Annotated in this window: 17 protein-coding genes; 10 read left to right on the forward strand and 7 right to left on the reverse strand. The window is 52.3% G+C overall.

All coding sequences use genetic code 11. The features are described 5' to 3' along the window. Positions 1 to 537 precede the first annotated feature (537 nt). Positions 538 to 1,317, forward strand: a complete 780-nt coding sequence (locus ABRZ26_RS01185; RefSeq protein WP_319602429.1) for an acetoin reductase — start codon at positions 538 to 540, stop codon at positions 1,315 to 1,317. Positions 1,318 to 1,420: 103 nt separating this feature from the next. Here ABRZ26_RS01185 and ABRZ26_RS01190 read toward each other — a convergent pair whose 3' ends face one another. Further along, the gene (locus ABRZ26_RS01190) at positions 1,421 to 2,077 is read right to left on the reverse strand and encodes an epoxyqueuosine reductase QueH (RefSeq protein ID WP_319602430.1); all 657 of its coding nucleotides are present in this window, start codon (positions 2,075 to 2,077) and stop codon (positions 1,421 to 1,423) included. Positions 2,078 to 2,275: 198 nt separating this feature from the next. Between ABRZ26_RS01190 and ABRZ26_RS01195 the strand changes: the two genes are divergently transcribed. Beyond that, positions 2,276 to 2,803: a GrpB family protein gene (locus ABRZ26_RS01195; RefSeq protein WP_319602431.1), complete on the forward strand. Its 528-nt coding sequence runs from the start codon at positions 2,276 to 2,278 to the stop codon at positions 2,801 to 2,803. A gap of 345 nt (positions 2,804 to 3,148) precedes the next feature. Here ABRZ26_RS01195 and ychF read toward each other — a convergent pair whose 3' ends face one another. Both ychF and pth read right to left on the reverse strand, forming a co-directional pair. Beyond that, positions 3,149 to 4,240, reverse strand: coding sequence for a redox-regulated ATPase YchF (gene ychF, locus ABRZ26_RS01200; protein WP_319602432.1), 1,092 nt, complete (start codon positions 4,238 to 4,240; stop codon positions 3,149 to 3,151). A gap of 131 nt (positions 4,241 to 4,371) precedes the next feature. Beyond that, on the reverse strand, positions 4,372 to 4,959 hold the full coding sequence (gene pth, locus ABRZ26_RS01205) for an aminoacyl-tRNA hydrolase (RefSeq protein WP_319602433.1): 588 nt from the start codon (positions 4,957 to 4,959) through the stop codon (positions 4,372 to 4,374). A 323-nt stretch (positions 4,960 to 5,282) separates the two neighbouring features. Here pth and ychH point away from each other — a divergent pair, with 323 nt between their 5' ends. Continuing rightward, positions 5,283 to 5,546, forward strand: coding sequence for a stress-induced protein YchH (gene ychH, locus ABRZ26_RS01210; RefSeq protein ID WP_319602434.1), 264 nt, complete (start codon positions 5,283 to 5,285; stop codon positions 5,544 to 5,546). A gap of 151 nt (positions 5,547 to 5,697) precedes the next feature. On the opposite strand, the gene prs is transcribed toward ychH, so the two are convergent. The 3 genes from prs to lolB form a co-directional block, all read right to left on the reverse strand. Continuing rightward, a complete protein-coding gene (prs, locus tag ABRZ26_RS01215) occupies positions 5,698 to 6,645 on the reverse strand; it encodes a ribose-phosphate diphosphokinase (RefSeq protein WP_319602435.1) in 948 nt (315 codons plus the stop codon). A 147-nt stretch (positions 6,646 to 6,792) separates the two neighbouring features. Further along, positions 6,793 to 7,665 carry a 4-(cytidine 5'-diphospho)-2-C-methyl-D-erythritol kinase gene (ispE, locus tag ABRZ26_RS01220; protein WP_319602436.1) on the reverse strand — a complete coding sequence of 291 codons (873 nt, stop codon included), beginning with the start codon at positions 7,663 to 7,665 and terminating at the stop codon, positions 6,793 to 6,795. Between the two features lie 3 nt (positions 7,666 to 7,668). After that, positions 7,669 to 8,292, reverse strand: coding sequence for a lipoprotein insertase outer membrane protein LolB (lolB, locus tag ABRZ26_RS01225; RefSeq protein ID WP_319602437.1), 624 nt, complete (start codon positions 8,290 to 8,292; stop codon positions 7,669 to 7,671). Positions 8,293 to 8,502: 210 nt separating this feature from the next. Here lolB and hemA point away from each other — a divergent pair, with 210 nt between their 5' ends. From hemA to kdsA, 6 genes are all read left to right on the forward strand, one after another. Continuing rightward, on the forward strand, positions 8,503 to 9,759 hold the full coding sequence (hemA, locus tag ABRZ26_RS01230) for a glutamyl-tRNA reductase (protein ID WP_319602438.1): 1,257 nt from the start codon (positions 8,503 to 8,505) through the stop codon (positions 9,757 to 9,759). Positions 9,760 to 9,793: 34 nt separating this feature from the next. Next, on the forward strand, positions 9,794 to 10,876 hold the full coding sequence (prfA, locus tag ABRZ26_RS01235; RefSeq protein ID WP_319602439.1) for a peptide chain release factor 1: 1,083 nt from the start codon (positions 9,794 to 9,796) through the stop codon (positions 10,874 to 10,876). Further along, positions 10,876 to 11,721 carry a peptide chain release factor N(5)-glutamine methyltransferase gene (prmC, locus tag ABRZ26_RS01240; protein ID WP_319602440.1) on the forward strand — a complete coding sequence of 282 codons (846 nt, stop codon included), beginning with the start codon at positions 10,876 to 10,878 and terminating at the stop codon, positions 11,719 to 11,721. Before prfA ends, prmC begins: the two co-directional genes overlap by 1 nt. Positions 11,722 to 11,741: 20 nt before the next feature. Next, positions 11,742 to 12,134, forward strand: coding sequence for a SirB2 family protein (locus ABRZ26_RS01245; protein WP_319602441.1), 393 nt, complete (start codon positions 11,742 to 11,744; stop codon positions 12,132 to 12,134). Between the two features lie 2 nt (positions 12,135 to 12,136). Further along, positions 12,137 to 12,946 carry an invasion regulator SirB1 gene (gene sirB1 / locus ABRZ26_RS01250; RefSeq protein ID WP_319602442.1) on the forward strand — a complete coding sequence of 270 codons (810 nt, stop codon included), beginning with the start codon at positions 12,137 to 12,139 and terminating at the stop codon, positions 12,944 to 12,946. 104 nt (positions 12,947 to 13,050) lie between these two features. Beyond that, a complete protein-coding gene (gene kdsA, locus ABRZ26_RS01255) occupies positions 13,051 to 13,905 on the forward strand; it encodes a 3-deoxy-8-phosphooctulonate synthase (RefSeq protein ID WP_319602443.1) in 855 nt (284 codons plus the stop codon). Positions 13,906 to 13,958: 53 nt separating this feature from the next. Here kdsA and ydgH read toward each other — a convergent pair whose 3' ends face one another. Beyond that, positions 13,959 to 14,909: a DUF1471 family protein YdgH gene (gene ydgH / locus ABRZ26_RS01260; protein ID WP_319602444.1), complete on the reverse strand. Its 951-nt coding sequence runs from the start codon at positions 14,907 to 14,909 to the stop codon at positions 13,959 to 13,961. Positions 14,910 to 15,533: 624 nt separating this feature from the next. Between ydgH and pntA the strand changes: the two genes are divergently transcribed. Beyond that, positions 15,534 to 17,066: a Re/Si-specific NAD(P)(+) transhydrogenase subunit alpha gene (gene pntA, locus ABRZ26_RS01265; RefSeq protein WP_319602445.1), complete on the forward strand. Its 1,533-nt coding sequence runs from the start codon at positions 15,534 to 15,536 to the stop codon at positions 17,064 to 17,066. The last annotated feature ends 3 nt before the right edge of the window (positions 17,067 to 17,069 follow it).

The following is a 17,069-nucleotide window of genomic DNA, read 5'->3' on the forward strand; positions in this document are numbered from 1 at the left end:
CTTAACGAGAATAAACCGAGCCGACCCGCTATAACGGGTCCCACCTGACGGCCCCCCCCAACCGGGGGGTATACCCTGTTTGTTCGCTCCTATACAGTAACCCTTCTTCCGCCAAGAGAGCAGGAACAGGGGTTCTGCGTTGCGAATGGCCGTACCGTCGGGAAACGACTGAGAGCGGAGCCGTTAAACAACGGCTGTTACAGGCTTAGCGCAAGATGCGCGAATCATGAACCTGAAGAACGTCTGCCCGCTGAAAACAGCAGCGGCGTATTCCCGGATTCAGACACACAGGACGTCGCAGTCAGCGTATGCGATAACCTGACCTATGCCGATTATATCGGGTCAACTCGCCAGGGTCACGACCATTGTGTCGCGCATCGACTTGGATTTGAGGCGACGAATGAACATGTCGCTCAGGGATTATCGCTCATCCCTGGCGGTCGAAAGTAATACACCCGGTCATTCCCACGACGAATGGCCGGGTATTGCATCAGTAACTATTGTTTTTTTTGATCTGCAAAGAGGTGAGTTCAGAGTATGGCTATCGAAAATAAAGTAGCGTTAGTAACCGGCGCCGGGCAGGGTATCGGCCGCGGTATCGCATTACGTCTGGCCAAAGATGGCGCATCGATAATGCTGGTCGACGTTAACCGTTCCGGTCTGGATGCGGTAGCCGCGGAAGTTGAAGCACTGGGGCGTAAAGCAGCAACATTTGTTGCCGATATTTCCGACCGTGCTCAGGTTTACGAAGCTATCGATCTGGCTGAGAAACAGTTAGGCGGATTCGACATCATCGTCAACAATGCGGGTATCTCCCAGGTTCAGGCGCTGGCCGATGTCACGCCGGAAGAGGTTGAACGCATCACGCGTATCAACATTCAGGGGACGCTCTGGGGTATTCAGGCCGCCGCGAAAAAATTCATCGACAGAAAACAGAAGGGCAAAATCATTAATGCCAGCTCCATTGCCGGTCATGATGGCTTCGCTTTACTCGGTGTTTATTCCGCCACCAAATTCGCCGTGCGCGCCTTGACCCAGGCGGCCGCCAAAGAGTATGCCAGCCGGGGCATCACGGTGAATGCATACTGCCCAGGGGTTGTCGGTACCGGTATGTGGGAACATATGGACCGCCGTTTCGCGGAAATTACCGGTACGCCGGTGGGTGAAACCTATAAAAAATACGTGGACGGTATCGCGCTTGGCCGCGCCGAAACGCCTGATGACGTGGCAGGTCTGGTATCCTACCTGGCCGGCCCTGACTCTGACTATGTCACCGGTCAGTCCATCCTGATCGATGGCGGCATCGTTTACCGCTAAGCCTTTTCCCAAGCCGCTTTCTTACGAAAGCGGTTTTTCCGCTACGCCACTCGCCATGTCTCGCTGATTTCGTCAAATACCCAGATTCGTCATACGCGCGGCGTTATTTCTGCTCGTCGCCATAATAAAGCTTGCCTATCTTGATCAGTTGCCGTCCCTGGGATTTACGGTGAAGGTTGGTATCCCTCAGCGAATAGACGCAGCCGCAATACTCCTGCTGATAAAACCGTTCGCGCTTGCTGATCTCAATCATGCGCGAAGATCCGCCTTGTTTGCGCCAGTTATAATCCCAGTACGTCATCTGCGGATAATGTGCGGCGGCGCGCTGCCCGCACTCGTTGATTTGCTGCATATTCTTCCAGCGGGAAATCCCCAGCGAACTGCTGATGACGCTAAAACCGTTTTCCCATGCATAAAGGGCGGTACGCTCGAAGCGCATATCGAAACACATTGTGCAGCGAATACCTCTTTCGGGCTCCCATTCCATGCCTTTCGCCCGTTCAAACCAGTTATCCGTGTCGTAGTCCGCATCCACAAAAGGCACGCCGTTTTTCTCGGCGAACCGAATATTCTCGTCCTTGCGAATGAGATACTCTTTCTGCGGATGAATATTCGGATTGTAAAAAAAGATGGTGTATTCGATGCCTGAGGCCTGAATCGCCTCCATGACTTCACCGGAACAAGGCGCACAGCATGAATGCAGCAATAATTTGTCCGCTCCTTGCGGCAACTCGAGTTTTTGGCGTTTAAAATCGATCATAGTCCAACGATGCGCAACGGTAGAGAGTAGCGGGCCAGTATATCGTTGGATAAAAGCAAAGTCGAAAATGGCCGTTGCCGCACGGCAAATACGCCACTAATTAAAAAACAGTTAAAATGCCTGGCATAGCGTTTCGCCGGTTAGTGCGGCGAGCGCGCCTTCACGTTACTGACTGCAAATGATTGACAAGGATTAATCATGTCGAGCCGAAAAATAACCCTTGCTGACTATGATCCCAACTGGCCTGCCAAGTTCGAAGCTGAGAAGTTACATATTGCAAATTCGCTGGATGATTGTTTTGTTGATTGCTTCCATATCGGTAGTACATCAGTACAGGGATTAGCGGCAAAACCCGTCATTGATATGCTATTGATCGTCTCATCCATACAGACATTGGACTCGCGCCAGTCAGCACTGGAGGCGATAGGGTACGTAGCGAAAGGCGAAAACGGAATTGCAGGACGGCGCTATTTCTACAAAGGTCGGCAGGTGCGAAATTTCCATTTGCATGCCTATGAACCAGCGCATCCTGACATAATCAGGCATTTAGCGTTCCGTGACTATCTCCGAAATAATCCTGAAATATCAAAAGAATATCAAGAGATTAAGAAACGGGCCTTGAGAGGTGCTAAAAACTCATCGGAGCTTTATGTTGCGTCTAAAGATCCCTTTATCAAAAAGCATGAGGCTATAGCCTTGAGTCTGGCTCAAAAACGCAGGCGCTGAGATGATCAAATTTGATATTGCCAAACTCCCTGTTGCGGTAAAAGAGAGCCAAAGAGAAATTTTGTCAATTTGAAAAGTAATGAGAATCAGACCTGCGACCTGTTAACGTCTAAAATACCCACTCTTACACTAACGCTGGCCTTTGTATGTTTTTACATCGTTTTTGTACTTACCCAAAACGAAGAAGGAAGCGGATTATACTCACCGGTGTACTTGGTTTTGGCGACGCTGCCATAGCATCATCTGAACAACATAAAATGAAAAAATCCACGCAACTGCGTGGATTTTGAAGTGTTTTTAGATGTTTATGAGATTCAGTAAAACCTCACTAGACAACAAAAGTGATTAGACGTTAAACAAGAAGTTCATCACATCGCCGTCTTTCACGATGTAGTCTTTACCTTCCGAACGCATTTTCCCTGCTTCTTTCGCGCCTTGCTCGCCTTTGTAGGTAATGAAGTCTTCATAAGCGATGGTCTGGGCGCGGATGAAGCCTTTTTCAAAGTCGGTATGAATTTTACCCGCCGCCTGCGGGGCGGTGGCGCCGACGGGGATTGTCCAGGCACGGACTTCTTTCACCCCGGCGGTGAAGTAGGTTTGCAGGTTCAGCAATTCATAGCCCGCGCGGATAACCCGATTCAGACCCGGTTCCGTCAAGCCCAGCTCAGCCATAAATTCGTCGCGATCTTCATCATCCAGCTCGGCGATATCGGATTCAACCGCAGCGCAAACCGGCACCACGACAGACCCTTCCGCGGCGGCGATGGCACGAACCTGATCAAGGTACGGGTTATTTTCAAAACCGTCTTCGTTCACGTTGGCGATGTACATAGTCGGTTTCAGCGTCAGGAAACTCAGATAGCGAATGGCCGCTTTCTCTTCCACGCTGAGATCCAGCGAGCGCAACATGCCCGCTTTTTCGAGCTGCGGCAGGCATTTTTCCAGGGCTTCCAGCTCGGCTTTGGCATCTTTGTCGCCGCCCTTGGCCTTTTTCTGTACTCGATGAATGGCGCGTTCACAGGTATCCAGGTCGGACAGGGCCAGTTCGGTATTGATAACGTCAATATCGTCGGCCGGGTTAACTTTGCCGGAAACATGAACAATATTGTCGTTTTCGAAGCAACGCACCACGTGACCAATGGCTTCCGTTTCACGAATGTTGGTCAGAAACTGGTTGCCCAGGCCTTCACCTTTGGATGCGCCTTTCACCAGCCCGGCGATGTCGACAAACTCCATGGTAGTAGGGAGGGTACGCTGCGGTTTGACGATCTCGGCCAGTTTATCCAGACGCGGATCGGGCATCGGCACCACGCCGGTATTAGGCTCAATGGTACAAAACGGGAAGTTGGCCGCTTCAATACCCGCTTTGGTCAGCGCGTTGAACAGAGTGGATTTACCGACGTTAGGCAGACCGACGATGCCGCATTTGAATCCCATGTTTATATCACCTTAAATTACTTATTAATCAGACAATTATTTTCAATCGCCTGTCAGAATGACAACTATTCCGGCTGATTATACACGGAATGTCCGTTTATCTCGATCCGCCATCGGCATCAGGCGGTGATTTATGCCGCTTTAAATGCGTGTAAGCGGTTCATGGCTTTCATCATATCTTCTTTTAACAGAATGTCGGTGCAGCGGATCGCTTCGTCAATCGCGTCATCAATCAGCGTTTGTTCGCTGACGGGCGGTTTCCCCAACACAAAACCGGTGACTTTATTTTTATCGCCCGGATGGCCGATGCCGATGCGTAAGCGATGGAAGCCAGGATTATTGCCCAGCTTGCTGATGATGTCCTTCAATCCGTTGTGGCCGCCGTGACCGCCGCCGAGTTTGAGTCTGGCTACCCCGGGCAGCAGATCCAGTTCATCATGCGCCACCAGAATTTCATCCGGTTGAATCCGGTAAAAAGTCGCCAGGGCCGCCACGGCCTTGCCGCTCAGGTTCATAAAGGTCGTGGGGACCAATAACCGGATATCATGCCCGGCCAGATTGAGGCGTGAGGTATAGCCAAAAAATTTGCTTTCTTCTTTCAGCGGCTGACGATGAATTTCAGCCAGACGGTCAACGTACCAGGCGCCGGCATTATGGCGGGTCGCCGCATATTCGGCGCCGGGATTGGCCAAACCAACAATTAACTTAATGCTGCTCACGATAATATTCCAGATTGCGCGCGTATATCGATATCACGCCGCGTGATTTAAATAGCGTTGAAGGACGTTAGTTTACACATATCCTTTTCTGACTTGAAGTCGCGGCATACCCGGCGTCAGCGTCGTTGTAATAGAATTATGCAAAATAGTTCCTCCAGGTAATTATTAAAATCTTTGTCTGTTTATTGGTATAAATGTAAAAAAAGATTACTTTTACTCTGTTATCTGTGATCCCTCACGCAATCATCCGACCACGTACTTGTCTATAATTACATCAACACAGGGAAGCCTCATTCATCCACAGAGTTTTCTGGAGGTGACAAATGAAACGTAAAAGTGCAACCACGCTGGGTAATGCGTTGATGGGCATTGGTATGTTTTTAATGATCGGCGGCATTGCTTATTGCATCATCAGCCAGTTCGCCAAACTGAACCTACCGCAATTTATCGCCTATTTGGATCTGATCACTATTTTTGCCGGCGCGATATCCTGGTTGGTCGGTGCGCGTATCAGCGGTCGTGAAAAAGTGGCCGATCGTTACTGGTGGGTAAAACATTTTGATAAACGTTGTCAGCGCCATTCGTAGCGCAATATTGCTGACTTGTGCCGAATTTTAAAAATCCGCTATAAGCCTTGGCTGTGGCGGTTTTTTTTATTGCACATGATGGAAATAAATTAAGCCACCTTTTACGGGTGGCTTAATTTTGCGTAAATAGCCAATAACCAGCTAAAAACGATTAATGCTCAAACATGGCGGAGATGGACTCTTCATTGCTGATGCGACGAATCGCTTCAGCCAACATGCCTGACAGCGTCAGCGTACGAACATTTTTCAGCGATTTGATTTTATCTGTCAGCGGAATGGTATCGCAGACAATCACTTCATCAATAACTGAGTTTTTAATATTGTCGTAGGCATTACCTGAGAAGATCGGGTGCGTCGCATAAGCAAATACGCGTTTGGCGCCACGTTCTTTCAGCGCTTCCGCTGCTTTACACAGCGTGCCGCCGGTATCGATCATATCGTCGACCAACACGCAGTCGCGGCCGGCGACATCGCCGATGATATGCATCACCTGAGACACGTTGGCGCGCGGACGACGTTTATCGATAATCGCCATATCGGTGTCATTCAACAGCTTGGCAATGGCGCGGGCGCGAACGACGCCGCCGATATCCGGAGAAACCACAATCGGATTATCCAGCTCCTGTTGCAGCATATCTTCCAGCAGGATAGGGCTGCCGAAAACATTATCGACAGGGACGTCAAAGAAGCCCTGAATTTGTTCTGCGTGCAAATCGACGGTCAGTACACGGTCAACGCCGACGCTGGACAGAAAATCAGCCACCACTTTAGCGGTGATTGGCACACGGGCGGAACGAACCCGACGATCCTGGCGAGCATAGCCAAAGTAAGGAATAACGGCAGTGATACGCCCGGCGGAAGCGCGGCGAAGCGCATCCACCATGACAACCAGTTCCATCAGGTTATCGTTGGTCGGCGCACAGGTGGACTGGATGATGAAAATATCACCACCGCGTACATTTTCATTGATTTGCACGCTGACTTCACCATCGCTAAAACGACCGACAGCGGCGTCGCCAAGGCTAGTGTACAAACGGTTGGCAATACGTTGTGCTAGTTCCGGGGTGGCGTTACCAGCAAAAAGCTTCATATCAGGCACGAGAAGAACCTCAGGCTTGCGTCCAGAGAAATATTGTACCCGCTATAATATCCGTGAGCGGGGAGCAACAACAGGCACAATATGCATACGGGTGTATGAATTAGGCTTGATAAAACACAGCCCAAGCAGACTGGGTGTTATCAAAACCTAACATTGCCCGGAAAGCGTACGTTGCAACGGAGAGACGTTAACGCCTCGCGCCACAAAACCATTTAACCATTCCGGGGCCTGGTCAAGCACCTGGCGGGCTTCGGGCTCGGTGTCGAACTCAGCGAACACACAAGCACCTGTTCCGGTCAGGCGCGCCGGGGCGTATTCTAACAGCCATGAAAGTAGCTGTTCAACCTCACGAAAACGTTTTCTTGCGATAGTCTCACAATCATTGACGAAGGTCTGTTTTAGCAACTGGTCCAAAGATCGCACTGGCGAATTCCGTTTTAGCTGAGGATCGCCGAAGATCAACGGAGTAGGGATGCTGATCCCCGGATGCGCCACCAGATACCATTTTTCCGCCGGGAAAGCCGGCGTCAACTTTTCGCCGACGCCTTCGGCGAAGGCCGCATATCCATGGATGAAGACCGGCACGTCGGCGCCGAGCCGCAGGCCGAGCGCCGCCAGCTCGTCCGCCCGCAGATTACAGCCCCACAGGTGATTCAGCGCAACCAGCGCCGTGGCCGCATTCGATGAACCGCCGCCCAATCCTCCGCCCATCGGCAGGCGCTTATCAATACGGATATCCGCGCCCAAAGGCGCGTGGCGATCGTTACGGCTGCGGCAATGTTGTTGCAGCAGGCGCGCCGCGCGGATAATCAGGTTCTGCTCGTTATCCACGCCGGCTATCGGCGTGAGCAGTTCGATACGCTCATCCGCACGCGGAGTAATCGTGAGCGTATCGCCATAGTCCAGAAACTGAAACAGGGTTTGCAGCAGGTGATAGCCATCCGCCCGCCGCCCGGTGATATAAAGAAATAAATTCAGTTTGGCGGGAGAAGGCCATTTCTCAATCAGGTTGGACTGCATAGGTTATTTTACCGTCCAGTTATCCATTTTTAACTTGATGCGCTGTTCGCCCTGAGTGAGCTCCAGACTCTGCGGCAGCGGCGGGTTCACCTTTCGGCTGTAACTCTGGTAGCTGACGTTCCAGCTTTGATCGCCCTGACGATAGGTCACTTTATTCAGCAGATATTGGTCGTCGAGGGTGAAATCGCTCGCATCGCCCGGCAAGCCGAGGATCCACTGGCGCAGATTATTCAGCGGGATCGCCATCCCCGTTAGCTGTTGCACCATCTCTTCGGCATCTTTGCCGACATAACGTTTACCCTGATTGTCCGCAATCTGCACGCTGCCCGGCTGCGCGCTCAATTCCAGCTCCGTGCTGCCGAGCGGGTTGGTCAACAGCAGACGAAAGCGCTGGGATGACGACTCTTCCCAGAAAAAACGCGCATATAGTTTCTTGCTATCGGAGATATAGGCAAAGGAGCCGCGCGTCTGATATTGGCTCAATTGCTGCACTTTTTGCTGATGTTGCCGCCATTCGGGCGAGGTCGGATTCTTGCCCGGCGACACAGGTTGGTGAAGGCCGCAGGCGGTCAGCAATACACTGGCCAGAGGCAGTAGCCGCAGGCAACGGAGGGTATTTAATGGCATGTCGGTCAAATCCTATCAGGCAGATTGAATATCACAAAAAGGTCACGCTAACGGGCTTGTCGCTCAGCGTCAATGTTTGGCGTTTTCAGCGTAGAGTATACACCCAGGATGAACAGCATCACGCGCTGTCGCTTTTCTTGCTTCCCGGCATCAAGTAGAATGCGGGGCAAGAAATCCATACTAACACCGGTATTACTCAAGAATTGTTCAATGACGCTGCTCGCGCTTGGTATTAATCACAAAACGGCTCCGGTTTCTTTGCGGGAACGCGTTTCTTTCTCGCCGGATACGCTGGGGCAGGCTTTGAATAGCCTGCTACAACAACCTATGGTGCAGGGCGGCGTACTGCTGTCCACCTGTAACCGCACCGAACTCTACCTTAGCGTGGAAGAACAGGAAAATCAGCGTGAACGGCTGATTGACTGGCTGTGTGAATACCATCATCTGGATCCGGATGACGTCAGCGACAGTCTATACTGGCATCAGGATAACGCGGCCGTCAGCCATTTGATGCGCGTCGCCAGCGGCCTGGATTCACTGGTGCTGGGCGAGCCGCAGATATTGGGGCAGGTGAAGAAGGCCTTTGCGGAATCATTGCGCGGACATACGGTGTCCGGCGAGCTTGAACGCCTGTTCCAGAAATCGTTTACCGTCGCCAAGCGGGTGCGCACTGAAACCGACATCGGCGCCAGCGCGGTCTCCGTTGCGTTTGCCGCCTGCACGCTGGCTCGCCAAATCTTTGAATCCCTTGCAGATGTTAATGTATTATTGGTCGGCGCCGGAGAAACCATCGAACTGGTCGCCCGCCATCTGCGCGAACATCAGGTACACGGCATGGTGATCGCCAACCGTACTCGCGAACGCGCGCAGGCGCTTGCCGCTGAAGTCGGCGCGGAAGTCATCACGCTCGCCGAACTGGATGAGCAACTGGCTAATGCCGATATCGTCATTAGTTCCACCGCCAGCACATTGCCGATTATCGGAAAGGGGATGATGGAAAGAACGCTGAAAGCAAGGCGTAATCAGCCAATGTTGATGGTGGATATCGCCGTGCCGCGTGATATTGAACCGGAGGTCGGCAAATTACCCAACGTCTATCTGTATAGCGTTGATGACTTACATGCGATCATTCAGCATAACCTGGCGCAGCGCAAAGCCGCCGCAATCCAGGCGGAATCGATTGTTCAGCAGGAAAGCTCCGACTTCATGGCCTGGCTGCGGGCGCAGTCCGCCGTCGAAACCATTCGCGATTACCGGGAACAGGCTGAGGCGCTGCGTGCGGAATTGACGGCCAAAGCGCTTACCGCCATTCAGCAGGGGAGCGACGTGGAAACGGTCATGCAGGAATTGACGCACCGTTTAACCAATCGTCTGATCCATGCTCCCACCAAATCTCTTCAACAGGCCGCCCGTGACGGCGATCTGGACCGTTTACAAATTTTACGCGACAGCCTTGGGCTGGACTAGCATTTATCTCTCTTAACAGGATTTAACAGCCCGCATGAAGCCTTCTATTGTTGCTAAACTGGAAGCGTTGCAAGAACGCCATGAGGAAGTTCAGGCATTGCTCGGCGAGTCGAGCTTGATCGCTGATATGGATCGCTATCGCGCCTTGTCCCGTGAATATGCGCAGCTTACTGATATCACTCGCTGCTTCCAACAGTGGCAGCAGGTACAGGAAGATATGCAAACCGCTGAAATCATGCTCGACGATGCCGAAATGCGCGACATGGCGCAGGAAGAATTAAAACAGGCAAAAACCGCCGCCGAAGAGCTGGAGCAGCAGCTTCAGGTTCTGCTGTTGCCGAAAGATCCGGATGATGAGCGCGGCTGCTTTCTTGAAATCCGTGCCGGAACCGGCGGCGATGAAGCGGCGATCTTCGCCGGCGATCTATTCCGCATGTACAGCCGCTATGCGGAGACCCGCCGCTGGCAGGTGGAAGTCATGAGCGCCAGCGACGGCGAGCATGGCGGTTATAAAGAAATCATTGCGAAAGTATCCGGCGACGGCGTCTACGGCCAGCTCAAGTTCGAGTCCGGCGGGCATCGCGTACAACGCGTGCCGGCGACCGAATCACAAGGGCGTATTCATACCTCGGCGTGTACCGTCGCGGTGATGCCGGAAATACCGGAAGCAGAACTGCCGGAGATCAGTCCCGCCGATTTACGTATCGATACTTTTCGTTCATCCGGGGCCGGCGGTCAGCACGTCAACACCACTGATTCCGCCATCCGAATTACCCACTTGCCGACGGGCATTGTGGTTGAGTGTCAGGATGAACGTTCTCAGCATAAAAACAAGGCTAAAGCGCTTTCTGTGCTGGGCGCGCGTATCCGCGCCGCCGAAATGCAGAAGCGTCAGCAGGAAGAAGCCTCGACGCGCCGGAACCTTCTCGGCAGCGGCGATCGTTCAGATCGTATCCGCACCTACAACTTTCCGCAGGGAAGGGTGACCGATCACCGTATCAATCTGACGCTCTACCGGCTGGATGAGGCAATGGAAGGCAAGCTGGATATGCTGATTCAGCCCGTCGTCCAGGAATATCAAGCCGACCAGTTGGCCGCGCTTTCAGAGCAAGAGTAATGAATTATCAGGCCTGGCTGACATCGGCTATTACGCGTCTCGCAACGGGGGAAAGTCCGAAACGGGATGCGGAGATATTGTTGCGCTTCGTCACCGGTAAAACGCGAACCTTCTTGCTGGCGTTCGGCGAAACCCGGCTGACGGTGGAACAGTTGCAGCGATTGGATGCTTTACTGGCGCGGCGGATTAACGGCGAACCCATCGCCTATCTGACCGGAGAGCGCGAGTTCTGGTCGCTGCCGCTTGCGGTATCGCCGGCCACGCTGATCCCGCGTCCCGATACCGAGTGTCTGGTTGAACAAGCGCTGCAACGGCTGCCTGCCGCGCCGTCTTCCATACTGGATTTAGGCACCGGCACCGGGGCGATAGCGCTGGCGATAGCCAGCGAGCGGGCGGATTGCCAGGTCACCGGCGTAGACGCGCAGCCCGATGCCGTCACGCTGGCCAAACATAATGCCGAACGATTGGGCATAACAAATGTTCGTTTTTTATTGAGCGACTGGTTTTCATCGCTGCCGAACCAGCATTTCACGCTGATCGTCAGTAATCCGCCCTATATTGATGCCGATGACCGCCACCTGTTTCAGGGGGACGTTCGTTTCGAGCCAAGCAGCGCTCTGGTGGCGGCCGAGAACGGATTGGCCGATTTGCGCGCCATTATCGAACAGGCCGCAAGCCATTTACTGCCTGACGGCTGGTTATTGCTGGAGCACGGCTGGCGGCAGGGCGCCGCAGTACGGCAGCTATTACAGACTCACGGATTCGAGCGGATAGAAACCTGTCGGGATTACGGCAATAACGATCGCGTATCGCTGGGGCTGTGGCCAAAAGCGATCGATAAATAATTTTTCAGGAGGCTACGCGGGTGGCGCTATTTTTAGGATTTGCATATCTGCACATGGTGACGGTCGGCGTCAGCATTTGTTTGTTCGTGCTGCGTTTTTTTTGGTTATGCCGACAGTCCGCCCTATTGCGGCAACGATGGGTTAAGATACTGCCCCACATCAACGATACGTTATTATTGCTGACCGGCGTGGGTTTACTCGTCATTAATCATATTTATCCGTTTACTGTCGGACAAAGCTGGCTGACGGAAAAACTGTTTGGCGTTATTATTTATATTCTCCTTGGCGCGGTTGCCCTGGGGAAACGCCCGCGTAGTCAGAAGATACGCTGGCTGGCGTTTATACTTGCCTTGGTATGCTTCTGTCTGGTTATGCAGATTTCGCTGACCAAGTTACCGTTGCTGATGGAATAACTATGAGTTCTATTGCTGATTTTGAATTCAATCGTTCACAGTTAAGTGAAGGTGTCGTACTCGTTTCACAGGCGATTCGCCGTGATTTCCCCGCCCAGGATGTGCGGAAAAATCTGCAACAGTTGGTTGACGATGCCCGCGCGGTTATTCCCGAGGATCTTGAACAGGATTTGCAGCTTGAAAAGCTGATTGAGCTGTTCTTCCATACCTGGGGGTTCGGCGGCGCCAGCGGCGTTTATCGGCTTTCCGATGTCCTGTGGCTGGATAAAGTGCTGGAATCCCGGCAGGGCATGCCGGTGTCTCTGGGCGTGATATTTTTGCATATCGCGCACGCGATCGGGCTGCCGCTGATGCCGGTCATTTTCCCCACCCAGCTTATTTTACGCGCGGACTGGCTGGATGAGGAGATGTGGCTGATCAACCCGTTAACCGGCGACACCTTGAGCGAACATGTGCTGGACGTCTGGCTGAAAGGCAATATCGGTCCTTCATCGCAGCTGATGGATGAAGATCTGGATGAAGCCGAGAATATACTGATTGTACGTAAAATGCTCGACACGCTGAAAGTGGCCCTGATGGAAGAAAAACAGATGGAGCTGGCGTTGAAGGCCAGTGAAGCGGTGTTGCAGTTTGAGCCTGACGACCCGTATGAAATCCGCGACCGCGGCCTGATTTATGCCCAGTTGGACTGTGATCATATTGCGCTGTCCGACCTGAATTATTTTGTCGAGCAATGTCCGGAAGATCCGGTGAGTGAAATGATCAAAGTTCAGATTCACTCAATAGAGCAAAAACACATCGTCCTGCATTGATAAATGCCTATTTATACCCGTCCGATTGCAAGAGGTCGCCAGGCGAAAACTTGCCGGGCGGCGGGTATGTTCAACGTTGATTTATCCGATATTAAGGTAAAAGTATGAAGAACAAAGTGGTCAAGGTAGGGGACATTTCCGTTGCCAACGATCTGCCTTTTGTCCTGTTTGGCGGCATGAATGTCCTTGAATCACGGGATATGGCGATGCGCGTCTGCGAGCATTACGTTACGGTAACGCAGAAACTGGGTATTCCCTACGTGTTCAAGGCTTCCTTCGATAAAGCCAACCGTTCCTCCATTCATTCTTACCGCGGTCCGGGTCTGGAAGAAGGAATGAAGATTTTCCAGGAACTAAAACAGACCTTTGGCGTAAAAATCATTACCGACGTACACGAATCATATCAGGCGCAGCCGGTGGCGGATGTCGTCGATGTGATTCAGTTGCCGGCTTTTCTCGCTCGCCAGACCGATCTGGTTGAAGCGATGGCGAAAACCGGCGCCGTTATCAACGTTAAGAAGCCTCAGTTTGTCAGCCCCGGACAAATCGGCAACATCGTCGATAAATTTATCGAAGGCGGCAACGATCGGGTAATCCTGTGCGATCGCGGCAGCAATTTCGGTTACGATAATCTGGTCGTGGATATGCTGGGCTTCAACGTCATGAAGCAGGTTTCCAACGGTTCGCCGGTCATTTTCGACGTCACGCATGCGCTGCAATGTCGCGACCCGTTTGGCGCCGCATCCGGCGGTCGGCGCGCGCAGGTAACCGAACTGGCCCGCGCCGGTATGGCCGTGGGTCTGGCGGGATTATTCATCGAGGCGCATCCCGATCCGGCCAACGCGAAATGCGACGGTCCTTCCGCATTGCCGTTAGATAAGCTGGAACCTTTCCTGCAACAGATCAAAGCCATTGACGATCTGGTCAAAAGTTTCCCGGAACTGGATACCAGCAAGTAGATTTTCAGGCATAAAAAAACCCGCGTTATGCGGGTTTTTTTATTCGTTTGCGGTTACTTGTACAAATCAGCGCTAATGGTCATATTCGTGCCATTATTTTCCCGTTGTCTGGTGATGTGGTAGTATTTGGCGCCTTTTTTGGCTGCGCGTTTTGCCACTGCTTCGGACACCTGCGGCATTGTGGTAAAGCTGCCGCGGAAAGTAATGGAATCGAAGGGGATCATCTGCGCGGCGGTCGCTTTGTTAAGTTCTTCAATTTTAGTGCCGTCGGCAAGCGTGACGGTGTAACGCCCACCTCTTGACGACTGCGTTTCAAAGAAGTTGCCGATGTTGCGGCTTGGGCTATCCGAGTTTGCCACGCCTGGAATTTCCACCTTGGCGGCTTCTGTGCCGCCGGCAGCCAGCGCGGCTCTGCCGGCTTCGGAATCGGCCGGGATGGCATCCGGGCGTTGGAGCTGGCGCTTAGGCGCATCGGCTTTGTATATGTAGGCCGTTACCTTCTGGTTGCTCCCGCCGGCGTTAATATCAACCTGACGCACAATAAAGAAAGCGTCGGCATTTTTTTCTTTTGCCGCTTTGCCAATGGCTTCGTTAATCTCCGGCTGGTTGGGGAAGGAACCGCTGACGGTAACGGTATCGTACGGTTCCAACGCATAGGCGGTATCTTTTGGCAATTCTTTTACGCCATGAAAAGTGCGGTACTTCACTTCATTACTGGCCTTCGGCGCATCTTTATGATAGAGGTCGACGATAACGTTCCACCGGTCGTAGGAATTGGTGTCCATCATATCCTGAACATAGAATGCGTCGGCGCCGAGCTTATCCGCACGTTTTGACGCCGCGGCAACCGCTTCGTTGATGGCGCTGAACCGACCTATGAATGAAATTCTCTTAAAGGGCTGTAATGACGCGGCCTGTTCTGGGGTGAGTTCCCGGGCCGCCTGTACTGAAAATGCCGATAATGAGAGTAGTGCGGATACAATAACTGTCGTCTTGAACTTCATAAAAGGATCCTTTCGCCTGGCGCGTTTGGTTTATAACATGCTTGGCAATCAAGATGTAATGGAATAGCCCCGGATTATCGCACGGAATAACGACGCATGCTTTAGCATTTTGCAGGGTATCTCAACCTTCGTTTCCCAGGCCGGGATTAAAGAAAAACGTCAATAATAACGGTTAATGATTGTTTCACTATCATAAGGGATATTTATTCGGGCCTTGTGCTTAACAAGCCCGTAACACGCGATTTTTGTGAAACACCCCAGAATAATTTATCAATAATAATGCTACAAAAGCGGCAAGCGAACGTGATTTTCGACCAAAAAAAACCGATGCTGACTATAATAACTCGGCTTTTAGGTGAAATTCGTTTTATATATGGATCATCGCTCACATTTTCAGTAGGTTATATATCCACTTGATTTCAGGTCGCTCCTCTGGCGATGATGAACGCATCCTTGGTTGAGCGAATATAGGCTATTATCGCCATTGCAGTTTGCAAGATACCGGGTAGTCGGTTAATCAGGTCAAATATAGAGACAGGGTGAAATAAATCTCGGTCGATTCATACCACCGGAGTAGGGTGACTATAATAACCTTCGTTAAAAATAAGCAAAAAGGGAATCAGTATGCGTATTGGTGTTCCAAGAGAACGGTTGACCAATGAAGCAAGAGTTGCAGCAACGCCGAAAACGGTCGAACAGTTGCTGAAACTTGGCTTTGAGGTCTCGATAGAACGTGGGGCTGGGAAACTTGCCAGTTTTGAAGACTCGGCGTATGCGCAAGCGGGCGCCTCACTGGCAGACACCGGTGAAGTCTGGCAGTCCGATATTGTCCTGAAGGTCAATGCGCCGCTGGAGGAGGAAATTGAACTCACCCGCGCGGGGAGTACGATTATCAGCTTTATCTGGCCGGCCCAGAATCCTGAGTTACTGGAGAAACTGGCCGCGCGTCAGGTGACGGTACTCGCAATGGACTCTGTTCCCCGCATTTCACGCGCCCAGTCGATGGATGCGCTTAGCTCAATGGCGAATATCGCCGGCTACCGCGCCATTGTAGAGGCCGCTCATGAGTTCGGTCGTTTCTTTACCGGTCAGATTACCGCGGCCGGCAAAGTGCCGCCGGCCAAGGTCATGATTATCGGCGCCGGCGTTGCCGGTCTGGCGGCTATCGGCGCAGCAGGAAGTCTGGGCGCGATTGTCCGCGCTTTTGATACCCGTCCTGAAGTTAAGGAACAGGTCAAGAGCATGGGCGCCGAATTCCTGGAGCTCGACTTTGAAGAGGAAGCCGGCAGCGGCGACGGTTATGCCAAAGTCATGTCGGAAGCCTTTATCAAAGCGGAAATGGAACTGTTCGCCGCACAGGCAAAGGACGTGGATATCATCGTCACCACGGCGCTTATCCCGGGCAAACCCGCTCCGCGTCTTATTACCAAAGAGATGGTTCTGAGCATGAAGCCCGGCAGCGTGATTGTCGACCTGGCCGCGCAAACCGGCGGCAACTGCGAGCTGACCGTCGCCGATCAGGTTACGGTAACGGAAAACGGCGTCAAAATTATCGGTTATACCGATCTGCCCAGCCGTCTGCCGACCCAGTCTTCTCAGCTGTACGGCACCAATCTGGTTAACCTGCTGAAGCTGCTGTGCAAAGAGAAAAATGGCGAAATCGACGTTAATTTTGAAGACAACGTGATTCGTGGCGTCACGGTCATCAAAAATGGCGAAGTCACCTGGCCGGCGCCGCCGATTCAGGTTTCGGCTCAGCCGCAACAGGCCAAACCCGCTGCGGCTGCCGTCGCGAAAGAAGAGAAAAAACCGTCTTCTCCATGGAAGAAATACGCTTTCATCGCCATTGCCATCCTGCTGTTCGGCTGGTTGGCGAATGTCGCACCGAAAGAGTTTCTGTCTCACTTCACCGTATTCGCGCTCGCTTGCGTGGTAGGGTACTACGTCGTATGGAATGTCAGCCATGCGCTGCACACGCCATTAATGTCGGTAACAAACGCGATATCGGGAATTATCGTCGTCGGGGCATTGTTGCAAATCGGTCACGGTGGATGGGTGTCTTTCTTTTCCTTCATCGCCGTATTGATTGCCAGCATCAATATTTTCGGTGGTTTCACCGTCACTCAGCGCATGCTGAAAATGTTCCGCAAAAACTAAGGG

The sequence above is a fragment of the Brenneria sp. L4-2C genome (assembly GCF_040240335.1).
Lineage (GTDB): Bacteria > Pseudomonadota > Gammaproteobacteria > Enterobacterales > Enterobacteriaceae > Brenneria.

Bases quoted from the DNA above. Each gene is read 5' to 3' on its own strand.
- ychH (WP_319602434.1), top strand. From the start codon at position 5,283: ATGAAACGTAAAAGTGCAACCACGCTGGGTAATGCGTTGATGGGCATT.
- ychF (WP_319602432.1), bottom strand. From the start codon at position 4,240: ATGGGATTCAAATGCGGCATCGTCGGTCTGCCTAACGTCGGTAAATCC.
- kdsA (WP_319602443.1), top strand. From the start codon at position 13,051: ATGAAGAACAAAGTGGTCAAGGTAGGGGACATTTCCGTTGCCAACGAT.
- ABRZ26_RS01195 (WP_319602431.1), top strand. From the start codon at position 2,276: ATGTCGAGCCGAAAAATAACCCTTGCTGACTATGATCCCAACTGGCCT.
- ABRZ26_RS01185 (WP_319602429.1), top strand. From the start codon at position 538: ATGGCTATCGAAAATAAAGTAGCGTTAGTAACCGGCGCCGGGCAGGGT.
- ABRZ26_RS01190 (WP_319602430.1), bottom strand. From the start codon at position 2,077: ATGATCGATTTTAAACGCCAAAAACTCGAGTTGCCGCAAGGAGCGGAC.
- ispE (WP_319602436.1), bottom strand. From the start codon at position 7,665: ATGCAGTCCAACCTGATTGAGAAATGGCCTTCTCCCGCCAAACTGAAT.
- ydgH (WP_319602444.1), bottom strand. From the start codon at position 14,909: ATGAAGTTCAAGACGACAGTTATTGTATCCGCACTACTCTCATTATCG.
- prmC (WP_319602440.1), top strand. From the start codon at position 10,876: ATGAATTATCAGGCCTGGCTGACATCGGCTATTACGCGTCTCGCAACG.
- pntA (WP_319602445.1), top strand. From the start codon at position 15,534: ATGCGTATTGGTGTTCCAAGAGAACGGTTGACCAATGAAGCAAGAGTT.
- hemA (WP_319602438.1), top strand. From the start codon at position 8,503: ATGACGCTGCTCGCGCTTGGTATTAATCACAAAACGGCTCCGGTTTCT.
- lolB (WP_319602437.1), bottom strand. From the start codon at position 8,292: ATGCCATTAAATACCCTCCGTTGCCTGCGGCTACTGCCTCTGGCCAGT.
- prfA (WP_319602439.1), top strand. From the start codon at position 9,794: ATGAAGCCTTCTATTGTTGCTAAACTGGAAGCGTTGCAAGAACGCCAT.
- sirB1 (WP_319602442.1), top strand. From the start codon at position 12,137: ATGAGTTCTATTGCTGATTTTGAATTCAATCGTTCACAGTTAAGTGAA.